The organism is Bacillus sp. RZ2MS9 (genome assembly GCF_001816185.2).
Classification (GTDB): Bacteria; Bacillota; Bacilli; order Bacillales; family Bacillaceae_G; genus Bacillus_A; species Bacillus_A cereus.
Genome location: NZ_CP049978.1, coordinates 3,871,357 through 3,889,748 on the forward strand (window position 1 = coordinate 3,871,357; position 18,392 = coordinate 3,889,748).

An 18,392-nucleotide genomic window follows, 5' to 3' on the forward strand; every position below is an offset into this window, starting at 1 on the left:
CCGCGGTACCACCCTAGTAGATCATATACATATGTATAGAATCCTCTTTATATTCTTAACGCGAATACACGCCTACGCTTACTCTATTTGTTCAGCGCGGAACTCCAGGGTGATATTCCCACTATCTCCTTATCCTGAGCTTACACCATCCTCAGTTCGCTATATAAGGTTTGAAAAGGTACTTATCCCTATCTTCGTTTTTCTTAATAAATATGTTGTTTAAAATTATATGTAATAATGAGAAAAACGTCAAGCTTACACTGTTTCTTCTTTTTTCAACAGTTCATCTACTTCGTCTTCTAATTCAATTAGTTTATCCCAATCATCGTTGTTTAACATCTCAAGCTGTGTTTCTAATAACATACGGAAACGAGTTCGGAATACTTTCGCTTGTTTCTTTAGCTCTTCAATATCAAAAGCAACTTTTCTTGATTTTACTAATGCTTCGTTAATAATACGATCAGCATTCTTTTCAGCTTCACGCACAATTAATTTCGCTTCTTTTTGCGCATTACGTTTTACTTCTTCCGCTGCTTCTTGTGCAACAACGATAGATTTGTTTAACGTATCTTCAATATTAGAGAAATGATCTAACTTCCCTTCTAACTGCGCAACTTTTTCTTCTAAAGCTTTTTTCTCACGAATGACCAATTCATAATCTTTGATAATTTGATCAAGAAACTCATTTACTTGATCTTCATCATAGCCACGGAATCCGCGACCAAATTCTTTGTTATGAATATCTAATGGTGTTAACGGCACAACGCCACCTCCAAGTAGTTATCTAAATTTCCTCTTTCAATTATATCTTTTCTTCGACAAAATAGGAGGATTTCCTTCTAAAAAACCAATCATTTTAGTATACCATACAAAATTCTCCATTTGTCGCGTTTTGTTCTACCTTCTACAGAAAATAATTTACTTCGGCCATATCCTCTAACAGAAAAAACATCTCCTGGATAACATTCATAAGAAGTTTGCTCCACTGTTTTCCAATTGACTTTTACTAAACCATTTTTTATGAAAGGTTGTACTTTCTGTCTAGATAAATGTAACATTTCAGCTAACATAACATCTAAACGAAGTGAAGAAACCGTTCCAGATTTCTCTCCCCACGTTTCATGTATCTGTAGAATTTGTTCTCCTTGCACTGACGCTAAAGAGACTTTTACTTTCCCTATTGATTGTAAGTTCATCTCAATATACGATACAATTTCTTTCGCAACTACAATTTGGGCACGATTTTCTTGCAGCAAAATATCACCACATTTTTCTCTTGTTAAACCAAGAGACATAAATGTACCTAATATTTGCCTATGTTCTAGCGTATAAAACTTGGAAGGATAGTCAATTTCTAATACTTCTACTTGAAATTCTTCTTCATTTAATTCTAGATAGTCTGGATAAATAAGTGCTCTTTTACGCTCTGCATGAGGCGTTGCACCACCAAATTGCACAGCAACATCACCTTGTCCTATTACCATAGAAACAATTTGTTGTTGCCTAGGATCAAGAAAATCCGTTAACTTCACTTGATGGTACTCCGCCGCTCGCTTCCACTCTAGCACTTTATCCACAAAGACCTCCTCATCAGGCCTAAAATGTTCGTAGATGCTCATGTATTTACCTTCTTACTATAAGAAATAGCTTAATAAACTGAACAAACCAGTTTTAGCAAGTTTCAACGCAAAGATTGCAACGATTGGAGAAATATCAATCATTCCAAGCGGCGGAATAAAGCGGCGGAATGGTTCTAAATACGGTTCACAAATACGTGCCAGGAACTCTCCAAAAGATGATTCCTTTGCACCAGGAAACCATGATAGGAGAATGTAAATAATAAGTGCCCACGAGTAAATCTCGATAGCATAACTTAACACTATAAAAACTGTTGTCATGGCGTATTACCACCTCTTTATATTTGTTTCTTCTTCTTCACCGAATAACTCTGAAATCGCACCAACAATATCTACATTTTCAGGTGTACACATAAATGTTTTCGGCCCTATTTTTTGAATGTCCCCGCCTATAGCGTATACAGTACCACTTAAAAAGTCAACGATACGTACCGCTTGATCAGTAGACATTCTCTGCAAATTAATTACAACAGCTCGTCTACCTTTTAAGTGGTCCGCAATCCCTTGTGCTTCCGAATATGTGCGTGGTTCTAATAAAACAACTTTTGAAGATTGTTTTGCTGTTTCAATACTCACAACATTTTGCTTCGGTTGCGCTTTCGGAAACGTAACGTCTTGTTGTTCTGGTGGATCTTGCTGCTTTTTCATGTCTGTTTGCTCCTTTTCATAACCATATTGAGCTGCTTCTTTTTCTTCCGGTGTATCAAAAAAGAAGTATTTTACTTTTGACCAACTCATAATAAGATTCTCCTTCCTTTTACGCTTTTCCTACTAAAATCGTTCCCAAACGAATATATGTAGCCCCTTCTTCAATTGCAATCTTGTAATCGTTGGACATTCCCATTGATAATTCTTTACATGGCGCTTGTAATAACTCTAGCTCTTGCACCTCTGTTTGCAGCATACGTAATTCCTTAAAACAGCGTCTGATTTCTTCCTCTTCTTCTGTAAATGGAGCCATCGTCATTAGTCCAACCACTTCAATTTTATCGAATTCTTGCAAACTTTGAATAAAAGAAACAACCTCTTCTATTGCCAATCCTTGCTTCGATTCTTCAGATGAGGTTTTCACTTGAATAAAGCATTTCACTTTCTTATCAGCACGTTTCTGAATTTCTTTCGCCAGTGAAAGACGATCTAACGAATGTAAATAATCAATTTCATTAATGATTTCTTTTACTTTTCTCGTTTGTAATGAGCCAATAAAGTGCCAATTAACTTTTGAACCGAAATGCTCGTATTTCTGTAAGAAACCTTCATTTCTATTTTCACCTAAATCGATAACTCCAGCTTCAATTACTTCGTTTGTTTTTTCAATCCCTACAGTTTTTGTAACTGCAACAAGTTTAATATCTTGCAACGAACGTCCAGCTCGAGCGCAAGATTCTTTAATAGCTTCGTTTACAATTTCTAAATTTTCTTGTACTGTCACTTGCTTTCTTCCTCCTTAAAACCTATGAAACTCAACATTCTTCCTGTCTTACCTTGATCACGACGATGAGAGAAAAATAGTTGCTCTTCACAGCTTGTACAAAGAGATGACATTACAATATGCTCTTCTTTTATGCCTGCTTGTACACATAATATACGATTAATTTCTTTTAAATTAATTGCGTACTGCCCGTCAGAAATTTTTTGATGAGGAACAGCACCCCTAACTACTTCCTGTGCTGCTGTTAATACACGATCATCCACAACATAACAACAAGATCCGATCGACGGCCCAATTGCAACATGAATTTCATCACTTGAAATACCTTCTGCATTCCACTTTTGAATCATTTCCTTTGCAATCTCTTGTACAGTGCCTTTCCATCCAGCATGCGCAAGTCCTATCATACCATGTGATGGTGCATAAAAATAGAGCGGAACACAATCCGCGTAACAAGACGTTAACAGAACATCTTCATTACTCGTATAAATGCCATCTGTTTTTGAAATGCCGTCCTCATATGAATAGACACCACTTCCCTTTTCCTGTTGCCCTACTTTTTCAACATGATGAGCATGAACTTGTTCAGAGCAAATCCAATTTTCTAATGGTTTTTGTAACTTATTTGCTAAAATGCGTCTGTTTTCATGAACGTTCTCCACGATATCATTCACATGTAATCCTAAATTCATCGCATGAAAGGAGCCCGTACTTATCCCACCATCTTTTGTCGTAAATCCAGCAGTAATGTTTCCAAGTTCTTTCCACGCTTGTAAATACAGTATACCGTCCACATATTTAAATGGTTCTCTCATAATAAAGCGGCTCCTTTTAATTAAAATAACAGAAAAAAGCATGGTACTTCCTGTCTATTTTACCATACTTTTATTTTTTCATAATCCTAACAGAAAAAAAAGAGGAATTTGTAATATTCTTTATGAAATTGTCGGTGTTTGTATTGATTCTGTTACAGAATTAACAGGATTTACTCTTACAAGTATGACATCTTCCCCAATTTTCACAATTTCCTTCCAAGGAATTACAATCTCAACATCTTTTCCAAAAATACCTAGCATACGTGTCTGTTTGGAAATAATAACAGAACAAATTTTCCCTGTGTTCATATCAATTTCAATATCTCCAATATTCCCAATCCTTTTTCCATCTGAAATATTTATAACATCCTTCATCTGTAACTCTGAAATTCGTATCACCATTTTTATCCTCTCCCTTATATGACAAATTGGAAACTGTTTCTCATATTTACAGGAAGCCACCTACACGAAACACCATGCTAGTTTCATTATATGAACACAAATCCCCTACTATGAGCACAAACCATATTACATATAAAAAGGTCTCACCATAATTGGTGAGACCTTATCCTTGAATCGTTTTATTCATTTGTTTAATGGCTGACTTCTCTAAACGTGATACTTGCGCTTGGGAAATCCCAATTTCTTCTGCAACTTCCATCTGTGTCTTTCCTTGGAAGAAACGTTTTCTAATAATCATTTTCTCTCTATCATTTAAACGCTTCATTCCTTCTTTCAATGCTAATTCTTCAACCCACTGCTCGTCCTTTTGTTTTTCATCACTTAACTGATCCATAACAAAGATAGGATCTCCCCCATCATTATAAATCGGTTCAAATAATGAAACTGGATCTTGAATTGCATCTAAAGCAAATACTATCTCTTCATGAGTTACTTCTAGCACTTTTGCAATATCCATTGCTGTTGGTTCTTTTGAATTTTCTGCAATCAACTTTTCTCTTACTTGCAAAGCTTTATACGCAATATCTCGCAATGAGCGCGATACGCGAATCGGATTATTATCACGCAAATATCTGCGTATTTCCCCAATAATCATCGGCACAGCATACGTTGAAAATTTTACATTTTGGCCTAAATCAAAATTATCAATTGATTTCATAAGTCCGATGCAACCAACTTGAAATAAATCGTCAACATATTCTCCTCTGTTATTAAATCTTTGGATGACGCTCAGTACAAGACGTAAGTTTCCATTCACTAATTTTTCTCTTGCGCTTATCTCTCCACTTTGCATTTCACGAAATAATTTACGCATCTCTTCATTTTTTAATACTGGAAGTTTAGCTGTATCAACACCGCAAATTTCTACTTTGTTTCTCGTCAAAGTGTTCCCTCCTATCGGGAGTTGCTGTACAGTGTAAAGTATTTCCTTTGAAGGGGATTTTATGCATGTGGTTTTTTCACGATTTGTTATTTAAATTATCTTTCCTAATACAACTAAATAGAATAAGACCAGCCTACATAACGGCTGGTCTTATTCTTTACACCATTTTATTAAATTCTTTTCGTAATCTTTTTATAATTCTTTTTTCTAAACGCGAAATGTATGACTGTGAAATCCCAAGCATATCAGCCACATCTTTTTGCGTCTTTTCCTCTCCTCCAGCAAGCCCAAACCGAAGTTCCATAATTTGTTTTTCACGATCATTTAATTGGTGTAATGCTTTCATTAAAAGGTGACGATCTACAGTAGCTTCTAAATCTTTTGTAATAATATCATCATCTGTACCTAACACGTCAGACAATAACAGTTCATTCCCATCCCAATCAATGTTTAGTGGTTCATCAAAAGAAACTTCCGAACGATTTTTGTTATTTCGACGTAAATGCATTAAAATTTCATTTTCTATACAACGCGATGCATATGTTGCTAATTTTATTTTCTTTTCTGGATTAAATGTATTTACCGCTTTAATAAGGCCGATTGTTCCTATACTAATCAAATCTTCAATATTTATCCCTGTATTTTCAAACTTTCTTGCTATATATACAACGAGCCTTAAGTTACGTTCAATAAGTAATGACCTTGCTGCCTGATCTCCTTTTGGCAATTTATTCAAAAGAACTTCCTCTTCTTCTTTTGTTAACGGTGGTGGCAACGCTTCACTTCCACCAATATAATAAATTTCATCGGTCTTAATTCCTAATTTCAGCAATACTTTATACCAAAGGTATACTAAATAAAATTTTAATTTCATCATATTATCCCGCCTCTCATTATTAAGCAATTACCATTTTTTGTGAAATCAACATTTTTGGATGCACAATACATTGATACTCCCCATTAGTAGAAAGCTGTTGTGTATTTAATCCAATTAATACTTTGTTTACAACAATAGAACTACCTTCATGGTCAACTTGCACACTGTCAGGCTTAATTGCCCACAAAAATTGACTCTCTACCCCTACTGCACGGAAAGGAATTAAGCGTAATTTTGTCGCCCAACCAGAATCATTTTCTGGTATTTGAGGAATTTCTGTTTTGGAATAAATTTGTTCTGTTAACCAAGATGGTAAGCAATGTTCTAATGATGAAACATGCATAATCATAACGGGTGTTTTTGTTAATGGGTCATAAAGTTGGTTCCCACTGTCAATAAGACCTGCCAGTTCTAGTTCTTCTTCTGCTAATTGAATTTTTACTTTCACAATTTGATCATAGTGTATTTTCGTGACCTCTACGCTTTCAATACGCTTTTTAGAAAAATAATAAATTACTGGAAAACCAAAAATAACAAATAACCAACTAATTGGATCACCGTAAGAAATTGACTGAGATTGAACCAATCCATTTACCATTTCATTCGTTTGCAAAAAGAAATGAGTTCCAATTAATCCTCCGCCAACCATAAAGGTTACAAAGTAAAAAGTAAAAACAGTTTGTGCATAATTTCTAAATGTTGTAAACCCAAATGCTGTATACACAATAAGTAACGAGTACAGTAGTTTCATAATTGGATGTGTCATCATAGAAGCAAAAGGAGTAAAGGCAAAAATAACAATAGTTGAACCTATAAATGCCCCTAACACAAGCCTCCATTTTTTGATTTTCTTTTTTAACACGGTAGCTGTTAATAAAAGCAAAAGAAAATCAATGCAGGCGTTTAACAACCAAACAACGTCGGCGTAAACAACCAAACAATTCACCTCTTTTTTCAAGTTGAGACTAGTATAATGCATATCCAATAGGAAAGTGTGTCAATTTGCGGAGGTGTTTTTTTGTTATTTTGTGATTTCTAGACATAATCTGTCGGTAAAAAATAAAAGTACAAATTCATAGAATGATATACTCTTATTTTCACCAACAAAATATACCAAATAAAAAAAAGACCTGCTTAGCAGGTCTTTTCCATTAAAAAAACAAAAAAGGAGCATGAAAGCTCCTTTTTTTATCGTCTACGACGGTTACGTAAAAATGCTGGAATATCGATATCATCTGAATCTGAATGACGCTCATGTACAACTGGCTCTTCACGCTTCATTTCACGTTTTACTTCACGTTGTTTTGAAGGTTGAGCTACTGGTTGTTGCTGTTGTTGCGTGTGGTTCGCATTCGGGCGAATAATTGGTTTTGGTGGTTGAGTTGCAATGCTATCATCAAAACCAGTTGCAATTACAGTTACAACGATATCATCTTTTAATCCTTCGTTAATAACAGAACCGAAGATCATATTTACTTCTGGATCTGAAGCTGAAGCTACGATATCTGCCGCTTCTTGTACTTCATATAAGCTTAAGTTAGCGCCACCCGTAATGTTCATGATAACACCTTGAGCTCCATCAATAGATGTTTCTAGTAATGGACTAGAAATCGCTTTTTTCGCAGCTTCTGCAGCACGATTTTCCCCGTTACCAGAACCAATACCCATTAAAGCAGAACCTCTATTAGACATAATTGTCTTTACGTCTGCAAAGTCTAAGTTAATTAAACCTGGCGTTGCAATTAAATCCGAAATACCTTGAACACCTTGACGTAATACGTTATCAGCTTCACGGAATGCTTCTAACATTGGCGTATTTTTATCAACAATCTCTAATAAGCGATCGTTTGGAATTACAATAAGAGTATCTACATTTTCTTTAAATGCTGCAATACCAGATGCTGCTTGCGTCGCACGCTTACGTCCTTCAAAAGTAAATGGACGTGTTACAACACCAACTGTTAAAGCACCTAATTCTTTTGCAACTTGAGCAACAACTGGAGCTGCACCAGTTCCAGTTCCACCGCCCATACCGGCAGTTACGAAGACCATATCCGCACCACGAAGTGCTTCTTGGATCTGTTCTTTACTTTCTTCTGCAGCTTTTTTCCCTACTTCAGGGTTTGCGCCTGCACCAAGTCCACGCGTTAATTTTCCACCAATTTGCATTTTTGTTTCAGCTTTTGATAGATTTAATGCTTGTGCATCAGTGTTCACAGCGATAAAGTCTACACCTTGTACACCGTGTTCAATCATACGGTTTACAGCATTGTTTCCGCCACCGCCGACACCGATAACTTTTATATTCGCTAATTGATCTTGAGTAGTATCAAACTCTAACATGTCGAAATCCCCCTAGAACCTCATTTTTCGTGTCCAATTTTAATCCCATAAATAACGGAATACACGTTTTACTTTTGACATCATGCGGTCATCATTTTGATTATTATTGTTTTGATTACGAGTTTTTTGTTTCGCGGGTTGCTGTTGTACCGGCGTTGGTGCTGGTGCTGGTACTGGTTCAAAATGTTCTTGCTTTTCCTGCACATTTTTCCCACGTAATTTAGCTTTTTGATAAGAATGTTTAATTAATCCAACTCCACTTGTATATTGAGGCTCACGCACACCAATATAATCAGGAGTTGCTACACGAACATTTTCATGTAAAATATCATATGCAAGATCAAGAACACCTGGCATAGAAGCAATTCCGCCAGTTAGTACATAACCAGAAGCCACTTGCTTTACTCCTAACTTACGCACTTCATCTTGAACAAACATTAAAATTTCCTCTACACGAGCCTCTATTATATCCGATAATTCCAACTGAGAATATTGTTCTGTTTGATCACTTCCCATAATAGGAACCGTAAACATCTCTTCTTCAGATGCTGTATCATAAAAAGCATGTCCATATTTCAACTTAATTTGATCTGCATTTTCTGTTGAAGTTTTCAACCCAATCGCAATATCTTTCGTTATATGGTCTCCACCTAATGGTAATACGCTCGTCGCTTGTAACTCTCCATCTTTAAAAATAGATAAAGTTGTAGATCCTCCCCCCATATCAACAAGGGCTACTCCTCTATTTTTTTCATCTGAAGATATAGCAACTGTTGCAGCCGCTAAAGGTTGAAGACAAATATCAACAATTTCAAGACCTGCTTTTTCTACACAACGAAGTAGGTTATGTAGTAAAGTTCTCGAGCCTGTAATAAGTGTACCTTCCATTTCTAATCTTACACCGATCATCCCGCGTGGATCGTTAATCTCGTCAAGACCGTCTACGATGAACTGTCGAGGTACCACATCAATAAACTCACGTTCTGGAGCAATTGACACAACTTGTGCTGCATCTAGAACGCGTAAGACATCTTCATTCCCGATTTCACGATCTTCATTTGAAACAGCGACTACTCCGTGACAAGGAAGTAGCTGTACCTGGTTTGCATTGACACCTACTACAACTTGCTCAATGTGGATTCCCACCATGCGCTCAGCTTGTTCAATTGCTTTTTTAATTGATCGAACAGTCTCGTCTATATCAACTATCGATCCCTTCTTTAAACCATTTGATTTTACATTTCCAACACCAATAATGTTTAAGCTGTCATTAACCATTTCACCAATGATGACTTTAACATTGGATGTACCGATGTCAAGACTAACATATATTTCATTGCTGTTCATTCTTTGGCACCTCCTTCTTTATTTATACCATACAACTCAATATATGGAACAACAATCGCAACTTTACTATTTATAAGAAAAATATTCAACGTCTTTATACGTTTCCCTTTTTTAACCCTATATTTTTCTTATTTTTATTTAGCATTCAATTAAGAATATCGCAGTAAACTATGAATAACTGCTTATCTTGAAATAATTCTATTTCGAGTGTAAAGTTTACCGCCAAGTATAAGTCTACACTAAGATGTACTCATAGAAAAGTGAAACTTGTACCAATACTAGTATGAATCTAAGAATTTTTACATATTTTTCATCAAATGAACCATTCTTCTAAATTCGTATACATATAATAGAACATTCGTTTCGTTTTTTCTGCTATAAGCAACGAAAACTACCATTCTATTCTTTTTTTTCTTCCGCACCTAATTCTTTCGTATATGCACCTACTTCTAAGTCAATTAATACCTTCTTACCTGGCTCAATTGTTTTTAAAATAAGTGGATAGGCTTCCATACGTTTTGCGAAATTTTGAATCGTAGTGCTCACTTCATAACCTTCATTCATATATAAAGTAAGATGATCTTCATTCGCATTCGTTGGTGAATAGCGAATCTCCGAAATAGATTTTAAAATAGCTGGTGTTAATTTTTCTAGTTCAGCGATTAACTCCTTCATTTTCTCTTCTTTAAAAGGTTCAAAAATCGGTGCTGCAACAGGAAGTTTTCCATTAGGTAGTACATCAAGCGTTTTTCCATTTTCTAATAACGGTTGTAATTTTCCCTCTTTATTTATATAACCAATCGTTAAATATTCTTCGATATGAATATCAATCTTGTTTGGAAAACGTTTTTTTACATTTACTGCTTTAATTTCTTTTCGCTTCGTTAAGTTTTCTTCAGCTTTATGTGCTGTCACTCGGAAATAACTTGTATCATATGTCACGCCTGAATCCTTCATTACTTGCTCATCCGTCATATAGTGATTTCCAAACACACTAATCTTTTTTATATTACTAAGCGGAGACCGAAAATAAATTAAAAAGAGCACTAATAAAAATAAAATTGATATGTATAAAATCAATCGATGATTAACATTTTTTTTGTTTTTTTTCTTTTGATTTTTCAATTTTGGTACACGATCTTGTAGTTTAATCACTTTACTATTATTCATGTACGATCCCCCTATGTAACATAAAGAACGGCATGTTCCTCATGCCGTTCTTATCTTCTTATTATAACATAAATGATAATGAGCGGAACGAATAACCGTTATCTTCCAATGATTTCTACTTCTGTGTGCATATCTACATCAAATTTATCCTTAATTGTATGTTTTATTAATTCAATTAAAGACAATACATCTTGCGCTGAAGCTCCCCCGGTATTAACAATAAAATTGCCATGCATTTCAGAAATTTGAGCTCCACCAATCCTATAACCACGAAGCCCTGCTTTTTCTACTAAATCTCCTGCAAAATGTGGGATTGGATTCCGAAATATACTTCCTGCACACGGATGATTCCATGGTTGCGTTTCACGGCGGTAGTCTTTATTATTTTGCATGCTACGTACAATTTCTTCACGTTTTCCCGCCTGTAATTGAAACTCCGCCTCTAAAACAATACCAGGACGTTTCGTTTGCAATACAGATGACCGATAAGAAAACTCCAGTTCTTTATTCGTTAACCAGGCAATTGTACCGTCTTCAAACAGAATGAGAGCCTTCGATAATACACTCGATATATCCGATTTATGTGCACCTGCATTCATGTATACTGCACCACCGACACTTCCTGGAATACCGCTCGCAAACTCCAATCCAGCTAACCCTTGACGACTAAGTAAAGTTGACAATTTAATAAGAGGATATCCACTACCAACTCTTACCTTATGTTTTTCGACCTCTAAGTGATCTAATCCTTCTCCTAAACGAATAACAACACCTTCTATGCCTTGATCAGATACAAGAAGGTTTGAACCGCGACCAATTACAGTCCACTTCGTTTTGTATTGCTTTACTAACTGTAATGTTTTTTCAATACCGGCTACATGCTTTGGCACAATTAAAATATCCGCTGGTCCACCTATTTTCATAGTTGTATAACGTGCTAACGGCTCGTTAACTAAAACACGACCAACGTCTGCTTCTATAAGCTCATTTACTAATTGTTCCATAGACAATCTCCCCCATATTAAGTCTCCTTATGACAATAATATGCAGGGCGTTCACCTAACGTTATCCCCCTATTTACGGGCAGTACAGCTCCTAAATCAAAATTCGGCGATAACAAAGAAATTAGGCGGAATCAGGATGTCAGTAAACATCCGATTAGTGAAAGATAATAATCAACGAGAGAGAATCACTCCCCACTAATTAAAGCCTCACTTTATTTTTTTACAAGCTTATTCATTACTTCATACAGCTTATTTGCTGCATCTGGAATACCTAGTTGCTTAGCCGCTAGCTTCATATTTTGTAATGTTTGTGCATTCAATAAAATCTCATCAATATCACGAATAAGCGTTTCAGCTGTTAAATCTTTTTCAAGTAACATTTTTGCCGCTCCTTTATCAACAACTGAACGTGCATTCTTTTCCTGATGATTATTTGTTACATACGGACTCGGTATTAACACACTTGGTTTTCCTAACGCTGTTAATTCTGCAAGTGTTGTTGCCCCAGCCCTTGAAACAACAAGGTCTACACCAGTTAGTACCTCTGGCATATTATGAATGAACGGCTTAATAATAACATTGCTTGGGTTCCCTTTTTGCTTCACGGCTTCCATCACTTTATCATAATGTACTTCACCCGTTACATATAGTATTTCGTAGCTTTTGTTCCCAAACTGTTCAATTGCTTCAACGAAGGCATCGTTAATCGGTCTAGCCCCACGACTTCCACCAAATATAAGTACAGACTTTTTAGGAAGAGAAAGCCCAACTGAACGTTTCCCCTTCATTCCATTTTGATCCATTACCTCTGATGCTCGTGGATTACCTGTCATTACCACTTTTGACTCTGGAAAATGCTCTATAGCTGCTTCAAAACAAACAGCAACTTTATCAACATAACGGCTTAAAAACTTGTTCGTTACACCTGGTACACTATTTTGTTCATGTACAATAGTTGGAATACCTAATTTGGCTGCAGCGTATACAACTGGTCCACATACATATCCACCCGTTCCAATTACGATATCCGGATTAAAACGACGAATGTATCGTTTACTATCCTGTACACCTTTTAGAAAACGCATTACTGTTTTCACATTATCTAATGATATTTTTCGTTTAAATCCACTTATAACAATAGATTGAAATGGTATACCTGCTTTTGGAACGATTGTACTCTCTAGTCCATTTTCCGTACCAATATATAAAAATCTCGCTTCTGGATTTAACTTTTTTATTTCTCTAATTAAAGCAAGAGCTGGATAAATATGACCACCAGTACCCCCACCACTCACTAATACACGCACTACTAACTCCTCCGCTTCTCTTTTCTTATTTCCATTATACTTATTTCTATATACATATTGCATTTTTACACACATACGAAAAACCCTGTCTTATAAACAGGGTTTAGTAGCGAGAATGGCGACTTATATTTAATAATACACCTACTGCCATTAACATTAATGTCAAACTTGATCCACCATAACTTAAAAACGGCAAGGTAATACCCGTAACAGGCATCAGTCCTGTTACAACACCAACATTAATCATTACTTGAATCGCAATCATCGCCACAATACCTACTGCTAAAAACGTACCATATAAATCTGGCGCTCCTAATGCGATACGAATCCCGCGCCATAATAATAGACTAAATAATAATAACACAAATGAACCACCAATAAAACCTAATTCCTCGGATAAGATTGCAAATATAAAGTCAGTTTGTGGTTCAGGTAAATAAAGAAATTTTTGTCTACTTTGTCCAAGTCCAAGCCCAAATAATCCACCAGGTCCAATTGCAAGTAATGATTGGATAATTTGAAATCCACTCCCGAGCGGATCTGACCACGGATCTAAATATGATGTAATGCGTTTCATTCGATACGGTGCTGATGCAATTAACCCTACAAATCCTGCTACACCAATCAAACCAAACATTGCAAAGTGAAAGACTCTCGCTCCCGAAATGAATATCATAATGATACATGTCCCAACCATTACCGTTCCTGTCCCAAGGTCTGGCTGTAACATAATCATCCCAAAAGCAAGAAACACAAAACTAAGGGCCGGTAATAAACCACGTTTAAAAGATGTAATCAATTTTTGCCGTTCTGCTAAAAACTTTGCCAAGAAAATAATCATCGCAAACTTCATAAATTCTGACGGTTGAATCGAAAATGCTCCGATTCCAATCCAACTTCGTGCTCCTCCTCGAACAAGACCTACTCCAGGAATAAGAACGAGAATAAGAAGAATGAAGCAAACTAGCAAAATCACTTTTGAATACGTACGCCACACCCAATAATCAATTTTCATAATAAAAAACATAGCTACTACACCAAGACCCGCAAACAGTAATTGTCTTTTTGCAAAAAAGAATGAGTCCCCCATTTTATAAGAGGCCCAAACTGCACTCGCACTATAAACCATAATCATTCCGATTGTCAACAATGAAAGTGTTACGATGATGAGAATAAAATCAGGCGTTTTCTTCATTACCCACAAACACCACCTCTTTAGGCAGAACCTTTTGCCCTATGTAACAAAACATCAGTAGGTGTTAGCCTACTGATGTTTTGATTTACTTTATATAAGTTTATGCACAGCTTGTATAAAAATGTCTCCTCTTTCTTCAAATGTTTTAAATTGATCCCAGCTTGCACACGCTGGAGAAAGAAGAACAACATCGCCATCTTTAGAATGAGCATAAGCTTTCACCACTGCTTCATCTAAAGTATCGACACTTTCAATTATATCTAATCCCGCTTTTTCTGCCGCTCTTACTAGTTTAGGAGCTGTTTGTCCAAATGTTACAATCGCTTTTACATTTTTGAAATACGGAATTAAATCATCGAATTCATTTCCGCGATCAAGCCCACCTGCTAGTAACACAATCGGTTGTGTAAACGCAGATAGTGCTTTCTCAGTCGCTAACATATTCGTTGCTTTTGAATCATTATAAAACTTACGGTTGTTAATCGTTGTTACATATTCTAAACGATGTTTTACACCCGTAAAACGTTTTAACACGACCGTAATTGCTTCATTAGAAGTACCTAATAATTTCGCAATACTCATCGCAGCTAAAATATTTTCTAAATTATGTTGACCAGGTAAAACGATATCGCTTACTTCAACAACTTTTTCACCTTTGAAATAAAGAGCGTTATCTTTTATACACGCGCCATCTTCAATTTCTTTCGTTGTCGAAAACAGGATTTTTTGACCTTTAGAATACGCAGACAAAGCCATCACATCTGCATCATCCGCATTTATTACACTATAATCATTTTCTGTTTGGTTTTTAAAAATATTTGCTTTCGCTAAACCATATTCTTTCTTCGTCCCATGATAATCTAAGTGGGCCTCAAATAAATTTAAAAACGCAGCAATTTTAGGTTGGAACAATTCTACTCCCATCAATTGAAATGATGAAAGTTCTGTAACTACAACTTCATTTTCTTTTGCATCCTGTGCTACTTCACACGCTACAGTGCCAATGTTCCCTGCAATTACAGGATGCTTTTGTCCTTCTTTTAGCATTTCAAATGTCAGCATTGTCGTCGTCGTTTTACCGTTAGACCCCGTAATCCCAACAAATGGTGCTTCTGAAATACGATATGCTAATTCAACTTCCGTAACAATCGGAATTTGCTTTTCTTTCGCAGCAACTAATATTGGATTAGAATACGGGATTCCTGGATTTTTTACTACAAGAGAAATATTTCTCTCTAATAATTCTAAAGGATGACCACCGCATACAACGTCCATTCCTTTTGCTTGTAATTCTGCAGCAAGTACATTCTCTGCTAAAGGCTTTCCGTCATTTACAATAACATTTGCCCCTAACTTTTGTAACAATGTAGCTGCTGCATAACCACTTTTTGCAATGCCTAATACAAGAATATTCTTATTTTGAAATTCAGTTACAGTTTTCAATTACATCCACACCCCGATATAAATTCCTAACACAGCTAATAAAAATCCTGCAGACCAAAACGTCACAACAACACGCCACTCTGACCAACCACATAATTCATAATGATGGTGTAATGGACTCATTTTAAAGACACGTTTTCCTGTTGTTTTAAATGAAATGACCTGAATAATAACCGATAAAGTTTCCATTACGAATACTCCGCCGATAATTACAAGTAGCAATTCTTGTTTTAATAAAATCGCTACAGCTGCAATGGCTCCACCTAAAGCTAATGAACCTGTATCTCCCATAAACACTTTTGCTGGATTCGCATTGAATACTAAAAATCCAAGTACAGCTCCTACAACTGCCATACAGAATATCGCCACTCCAAATTGCTCTTGTGCCACAGCAATAATACTAAATGCTCCAAATGCAATAGCAGCTGTTCCTGATAATAAACCATCTAAACCGTCAGTTAAGTTAACTGCATTTGATCCACCAATAAGCATAAATAGTACAAGTACGAAATACGCCCAACCTAATTCAAACTTAACATCCGTTCCCGGAATCATGATGTATGTGTGGAACGCTTGCCCTTTTCCAATTAAAAAGAATGCAATAGCAATAACAAGCTGACCTACTAATTTTTGTTTTGATGTTAAACCAAGATTTCTCTTCTTAACTACCTTTATGTAGTCATCTAAAAATCCAATCAAGCCGTAACCAAACGTCACTAATAGTAATAACGAAACCTCTGCACCTAAATAATTAAACTTAATCGCCATAATAAGTGAAGTTACCATCATAGATACGTATATGACGATACCACCCATTGTCGGTGTCCCTGATTTTTTTTGATGTGACTTTGGTCCCTCATCACGAATACTCTGTCCGAACTTTAATTTTCTTAAAAATGGAATAAACAATGGCGAAAGGGCAACAGAAATTAAGAATGCTACCCCAGCCGTTACTAATAAACCTTGCTCAAGCACATGTAGTCCTCCTCTCACGTTGTTACTCTTCGTTGCTTAAACGCCCTTTAATTGCTTCTTTAGCAACTTCACGATCATCAAAATGATGAACTTCTTTACCAATAATTTGATACGTTTCATGACCCTTACCAGCAATAATAATGATATCATCTGCTTTCGCTTTAGTGATTGCATGGTGTATCGCTTCTTTTCTATCAATAATCACTTCATAATTTTTCCCACTTGCACCATGTACCATATCATCTAAAATAGCCGCTGGATCTTCACTTCTTGGATTATCTGATGTGTAAATTGCATGAGTTGCATATTTTGTTGCAACACTTGCCATTATCGGTCTCTTCGTTCGGTCCCTATCGCCGCCACAACCAACGATACAATACACATCACCTTTTGCAAATTGTTTTGCAGTTTTTAATACATTTTCTAAACTATCCGGCGTATGTGCGTAATCAACAATAACTGTATAATTTTGTCCTCCATCAACAACTTCAAAACGCCCTGGAACCCCAGCTAGTTCTTTTATAACAGCAATGATTGTTTCTAATTTCACACCCGAAACAAGTCCTGCTGCTGTTGCTGCAAGTACGTTATATACATTAAATTTACCTATTAATTTCATCGTAACATTTACACTTTCATATGGTGTGACAAGCGTAAATGTAGTCCCGCCACTCGTCATAACAATATTTTTTGCCATAATGTCACTTGTTGTATCAATACCATATGTTACAACTGTTGCTGCAGTACTTCTCATATACTCTTCTGTTACATTATCATCGCTATTCAGCACAGCGTACTTTTCACGATTATGATTATAACTATTGCCAAGCTGTGCAAATAGTAACCCTTTTGCATGTTTATATTCTTCCATCGTTTTATGATAGTCTAAATGATCTTGTGTTAAATTCGTAAACACCGCTACATCGTAATCACATCCGTGTACACGACCAAGATCTAACGCATGTGACGAAACTTCCATTACCGTGCTGTCCACACCTTGTTCAACCATTTTTGAAAACGTCTGTTGAAGTGTTAGTGCATCTGGTGTTGTATTTTTCACCTCAAATGTTTCATCACCGATTTTCATATTAATCGTTCCAATTAGCCCTGTTTTATGACCATGTGCTCGCATAATCTCATCCATAATATGCGATGTTGTTGTCTTTCCATTTGTACCTGTAATTCCGATTAAATGTAACTTGTGTGTCGGTTGACCATAAAAATAATCAGCTAAAACCGCTAACGAACGAAAAGTATTTTTCACAAGTACAACTGGAACGTCAACATCAATTGGTCTTTCCGCAACAATAGCAGCCGCTCCTTGTGCCGCTGCTTGCTTAGCAAAATCATGGCTATCAACCGTATATCCTTTCATACATACAAATAAGCTTCCCTCTTTCACTTTACGTGAATCAGCTTCTATAGATGTGATTTCTGGATTTTCTTTTGGAACAACTGGAAAATCATGCAAACATGATACAAGTGTATGCAACTTCATTTCA

The 18,392-nt window shown here is 36.1% G+C and carries 19 protein-coding genes and 1 other annotated feature (1 of these 20 running past the window's edge); all 19 genes read right to left on the minus strand.

The genetic code is table 11. The features are described from left to right. Positions 1-204: a binding site (T-box leader), on the minus strand (it extends 20 nt beyond the left edge of the window). A 51-nt stretch (positions 205-255) separates the two neighbouring features. The 19 genes from divIVA to murE all read right to left on the minus strand — a co-directional run bounded on the left by divIVA (position 256) and on the right by murE (position 18,388). Then, positions 256-762 (minus strand): septum site-determining protein DivIVA, encoded by a 507-nt coding sequence (gene divIVA, locus BHV55_RS19530; protein WP_001131611.1) that lies wholly within the window; start codon positions 760-762, stop codon positions 256-258. 89 nt (positions 763-851) lie between these two features. Continuing rightward, positions 852-1,619, minus strand: coding sequence for a YlmH family RNA-binding protein (locus BHV55_RS19535; protein WP_048567496.1), 768 nt, complete (start codon positions 1,617-1,619; stop codon positions 852-854). Positions 1,620-1,634: 15 nt separating this feature from the next. Further along, a complete protein-coding gene (locus BHV55_RS19540) occupies positions 1,635-1,898 on the minus strand; it encodes a YggT family protein (protein WP_000214233.1) in 264 nt (87 codons plus the stop codon). A gap of 6 nt (positions 1,899-1,904) precedes the next feature. After that, on the minus strand, positions 1,905-2,375 hold the full coding sequence (locus BHV55_RS19545) for a cell division protein SepF (protein WP_000119129.1): 471 nt from the start codon (positions 2,373-2,375) through the stop codon (positions 1,905-1,907). 19 nt (positions 2,376-2,394) lie between these two features. Beyond that, positions 2,395-3,069: a YggS family pyridoxal phosphate-dependent enzyme gene (locus BHV55_RS19550; protein ID WP_070756919.1), complete on the minus strand. Its 675-nt coding sequence runs from the start codon at positions 3,067-3,069 to the stop codon at positions 2,395-2,397. After that, positions 3,066-3,884, minus strand: coding sequence for a peptidoglycan editing factor PgeF (gene pgeF / locus BHV55_RS19555; protein ID WP_001209006.1), 819 nt, complete (start codon positions 3,882-3,884; stop codon positions 3,066-3,068). The genes BHV55_RS19550 and pgeF overlap by 4 nt, the downstream gene beginning before the upstream one ends. 120 nt (positions 3,885-4,004) lie before the next feature. Beyond that, positions 4,005-4,286: a YlmC/YmxH family sporulation protein gene (locus tag BHV55_RS19560; RefSeq protein WP_000236745.1), complete on the minus strand. Its 282-nt coding sequence runs from the start codon at positions 4,284-4,286 to the stop codon at positions 4,005-4,007. Positions 4,287-4,449: 163 nt separating this feature from the next. Next, the gene (gene sigG / locus BHV55_RS19565; protein ID WP_000197755.1) at positions 4,450-5,229 is read right to left on the minus strand and encodes an RNA polymerase sporulation sigma factor SigG; all 780 of its coding nucleotides are present in this window, start codon (positions 5,227-5,229) and stop codon (positions 4,450-4,452) included. 157 nt (positions 5,230-5,386) lie between these two features. Then, positions 5,387-6,106: an RNA polymerase sporulation sigma factor SigE gene (sigE, locus tag BHV55_RS19570; protein ID WP_000976948.1), complete on the minus strand. Its 720-nt coding sequence runs from the start codon at positions 6,104-6,106 to the stop codon at positions 5,387-5,389. Between the two features lie 19 nt (positions 6,107-6,125). Next, a complete protein-coding gene (gene spoIIGA, locus BHV55_RS19575; RefSeq protein ID WP_000261970.1) occupies positions 6,126-7,043 on the minus strand; it encodes a sigma-E processing peptidase SpoIIGA in 918 nt (305 codons plus the stop codon). 251 nt (positions 7,044-7,294) lie between these two features. Continuing rightward, positions 7,295-8,449, minus strand: a complete 1,155-nt coding sequence (ftsZ, locus tag BHV55_RS19580; RefSeq protein WP_000888984.1) for a cell division protein FtsZ — start codon at positions 8,447-8,449, stop codon at positions 7,295-7,297. A 39-nt stretch (positions 8,450-8,488) separates the two neighbouring features. Next, positions 8,489-9,796, minus strand: a complete 1,308-nt coding sequence (gene ftsA, locus BHV55_RS19585; protein ID WP_001087557.1) for a cell division protein FtsA — start codon at positions 9,794-9,796, stop codon at positions 8,489-8,491. A 399-nt stretch (positions 9,797-10,195) separates the two neighbouring features. Beyond that, positions 10,196-10,966 (minus strand): cell division protein DivIB, encoded by a 771-nt coding sequence (gene divIB, locus BHV55_RS19590; RefSeq protein WP_001065789.1) that lies wholly within the window; start codon positions 10,964-10,966, stop codon positions 10,196-10,198. A 98-nt stretch (positions 10,967-11,064) separates the two neighbouring features. After that, positions 11,065-11,970, minus strand: coding sequence for a UDP-N-acetylmuramate dehydrogenase (murB, locus tag BHV55_RS19595; protein ID WP_000437021.1), 906 nt, complete (start codon positions 11,968-11,970; stop codon positions 11,065-11,067). A 212-nt stretch (positions 11,971-12,182) separates the two neighbouring features. Further along, on the minus strand, positions 12,183-13,277 hold the full coding sequence (murG, locus tag BHV55_RS19600) for an undecaprenyldiphospho-muramoylpentapeptide beta-N-acetylglucosaminyltransferase (protein ID WP_021728036.1): 1,095 nt from the start codon (positions 13,275-13,277) through the stop codon (positions 12,183-12,185). 103 nt (positions 13,278-13,380) lie between these two features. Next, the gene (spoVE, locus tag BHV55_RS19605) at positions 13,381-14,472 is read right to left on the minus strand and encodes a stage V sporulation protein E (RefSeq protein WP_000753520.1); all 1,092 of its coding nucleotides are present in this window, start codon (positions 14,470-14,472) and stop codon (positions 13,381-13,383) included. Between the two features lie 90 nt (positions 14,473-14,562). Beyond that, positions 14,563-15,915: a UDP-N-acetylmuramoyl-L-alanine--D-glutamate ligase gene (gene murD, locus BHV55_RS19610; protein ID WP_000860116.1), complete on the minus strand. Its 1,353-nt coding sequence runs from the start codon at positions 15,913-15,915 to the stop codon at positions 14,563-14,565. Then, entirely contained in the window at positions 15,916-16,890 is a 975-nt protein-coding gene (mraY, locus tag BHV55_RS19615; RefSeq protein WP_000893060.1) for a phospho-N-acetylmuramoyl-pentapeptide-transferase, read from the minus strand. 22 nt (positions 16,891-16,912) lie between these two features. Next, positions 16,913-18,388 (minus strand): UDP-N-acetylmuramoyl-L-alanyl-D-glutamate--2,6-diaminopimelate ligase, encoded by a 1,476-nt coding sequence (gene murE, locus BHV55_RS19620; RefSeq protein ID WP_000766316.1) that lies wholly within the window; start codon positions 18,386-18,388, stop codon positions 16,913-16,915. Positions 18,389-18,392 lie beyond the last annotated feature (4 nt).

What these genes read in the sequence shown, in the direction of transcription:
- BHV55_RS19535 (WP_048567496.1), bottom strand. Translation starts at nt 1,619, where the DNA reads ATGAGCATCTACGAACATTTTAGGCCTGATGAGGAGGTCTTTGTGGAT.
- BHV55_RS19540 (WP_000214233.1), bottom strand. Translation starts at nt 1,898, where the DNA reads ATGACAACAGTTTTTATAGTGTTAAGTTATGCTATCGAGATTTACTCG.
- BHV55_RS19545 (WP_000119129.1), bottom strand. Translation starts at nt 2,375, where the DNA reads ATGAGTTGGTCAAAAGTAAAATACTTCTTTTTTGATACACCGGAAGAA.
- pgeF (WP_001209006.1), bottom strand. Translation starts at nt 3,884, where the DNA reads ATGAGAGAACCATTTAAATATGTGGACGGTATACTGTATTTACAAGCG.
- BHV55_RS19560 (WP_000236745.1), bottom strand. Translation starts at nt 4,286, where the DNA reads ATGGTGATACGAATTTCAGAGTTACAGATGAAGGATGTTATAAATATT.
- sigE (WP_000976948.1), bottom strand. Translation starts at nt 6,106, where the DNA reads ATGATGAAATTAAAATTTTATTTAGTATACCTTTGGTATAAAGTATTG.
- ftsZ (WP_000888984.1), bottom strand. Translation starts at nt 8,449, where the DNA reads ATGTTAGAGTTTGATACTACTCAAGATCAATTAGCGAATATAAAAGTT.
- ftsA (WP_001087557.1), bottom strand. Translation starts at nt 9,796, where the DNA reads ATGAACAGCAATGAAATATATGTTAGTCTTGACATCGGTACATCCAAT.
- divIB (WP_001065789.1), bottom strand. Translation starts at nt 10,966, where the DNA reads ATGAATAATAGTAAAGTGATTAAACTACAAGATCGTGTACCAAAATTG.
- murB (WP_000437021.1), bottom strand. Translation starts at nt 11,970, where the DNA reads ATGGAACAATTAGTAAATGAGCTTATAGAAGCAGACGTTGGTCGTGTT.
- spoVE (WP_000753520.1), bottom strand. Translation starts at nt 14,472, where the DNA reads ATGAAGAAAACGCCTGATTTTATTCTCATCATCGTAACACTTTCATTG.
- murE (WP_000766316.1), bottom strand. Translation starts at nt 18,388, where the DNA reads ATGAAGTTGCATACACTTGTATCATGTTTGCATGATTTTCCAGTTGTT.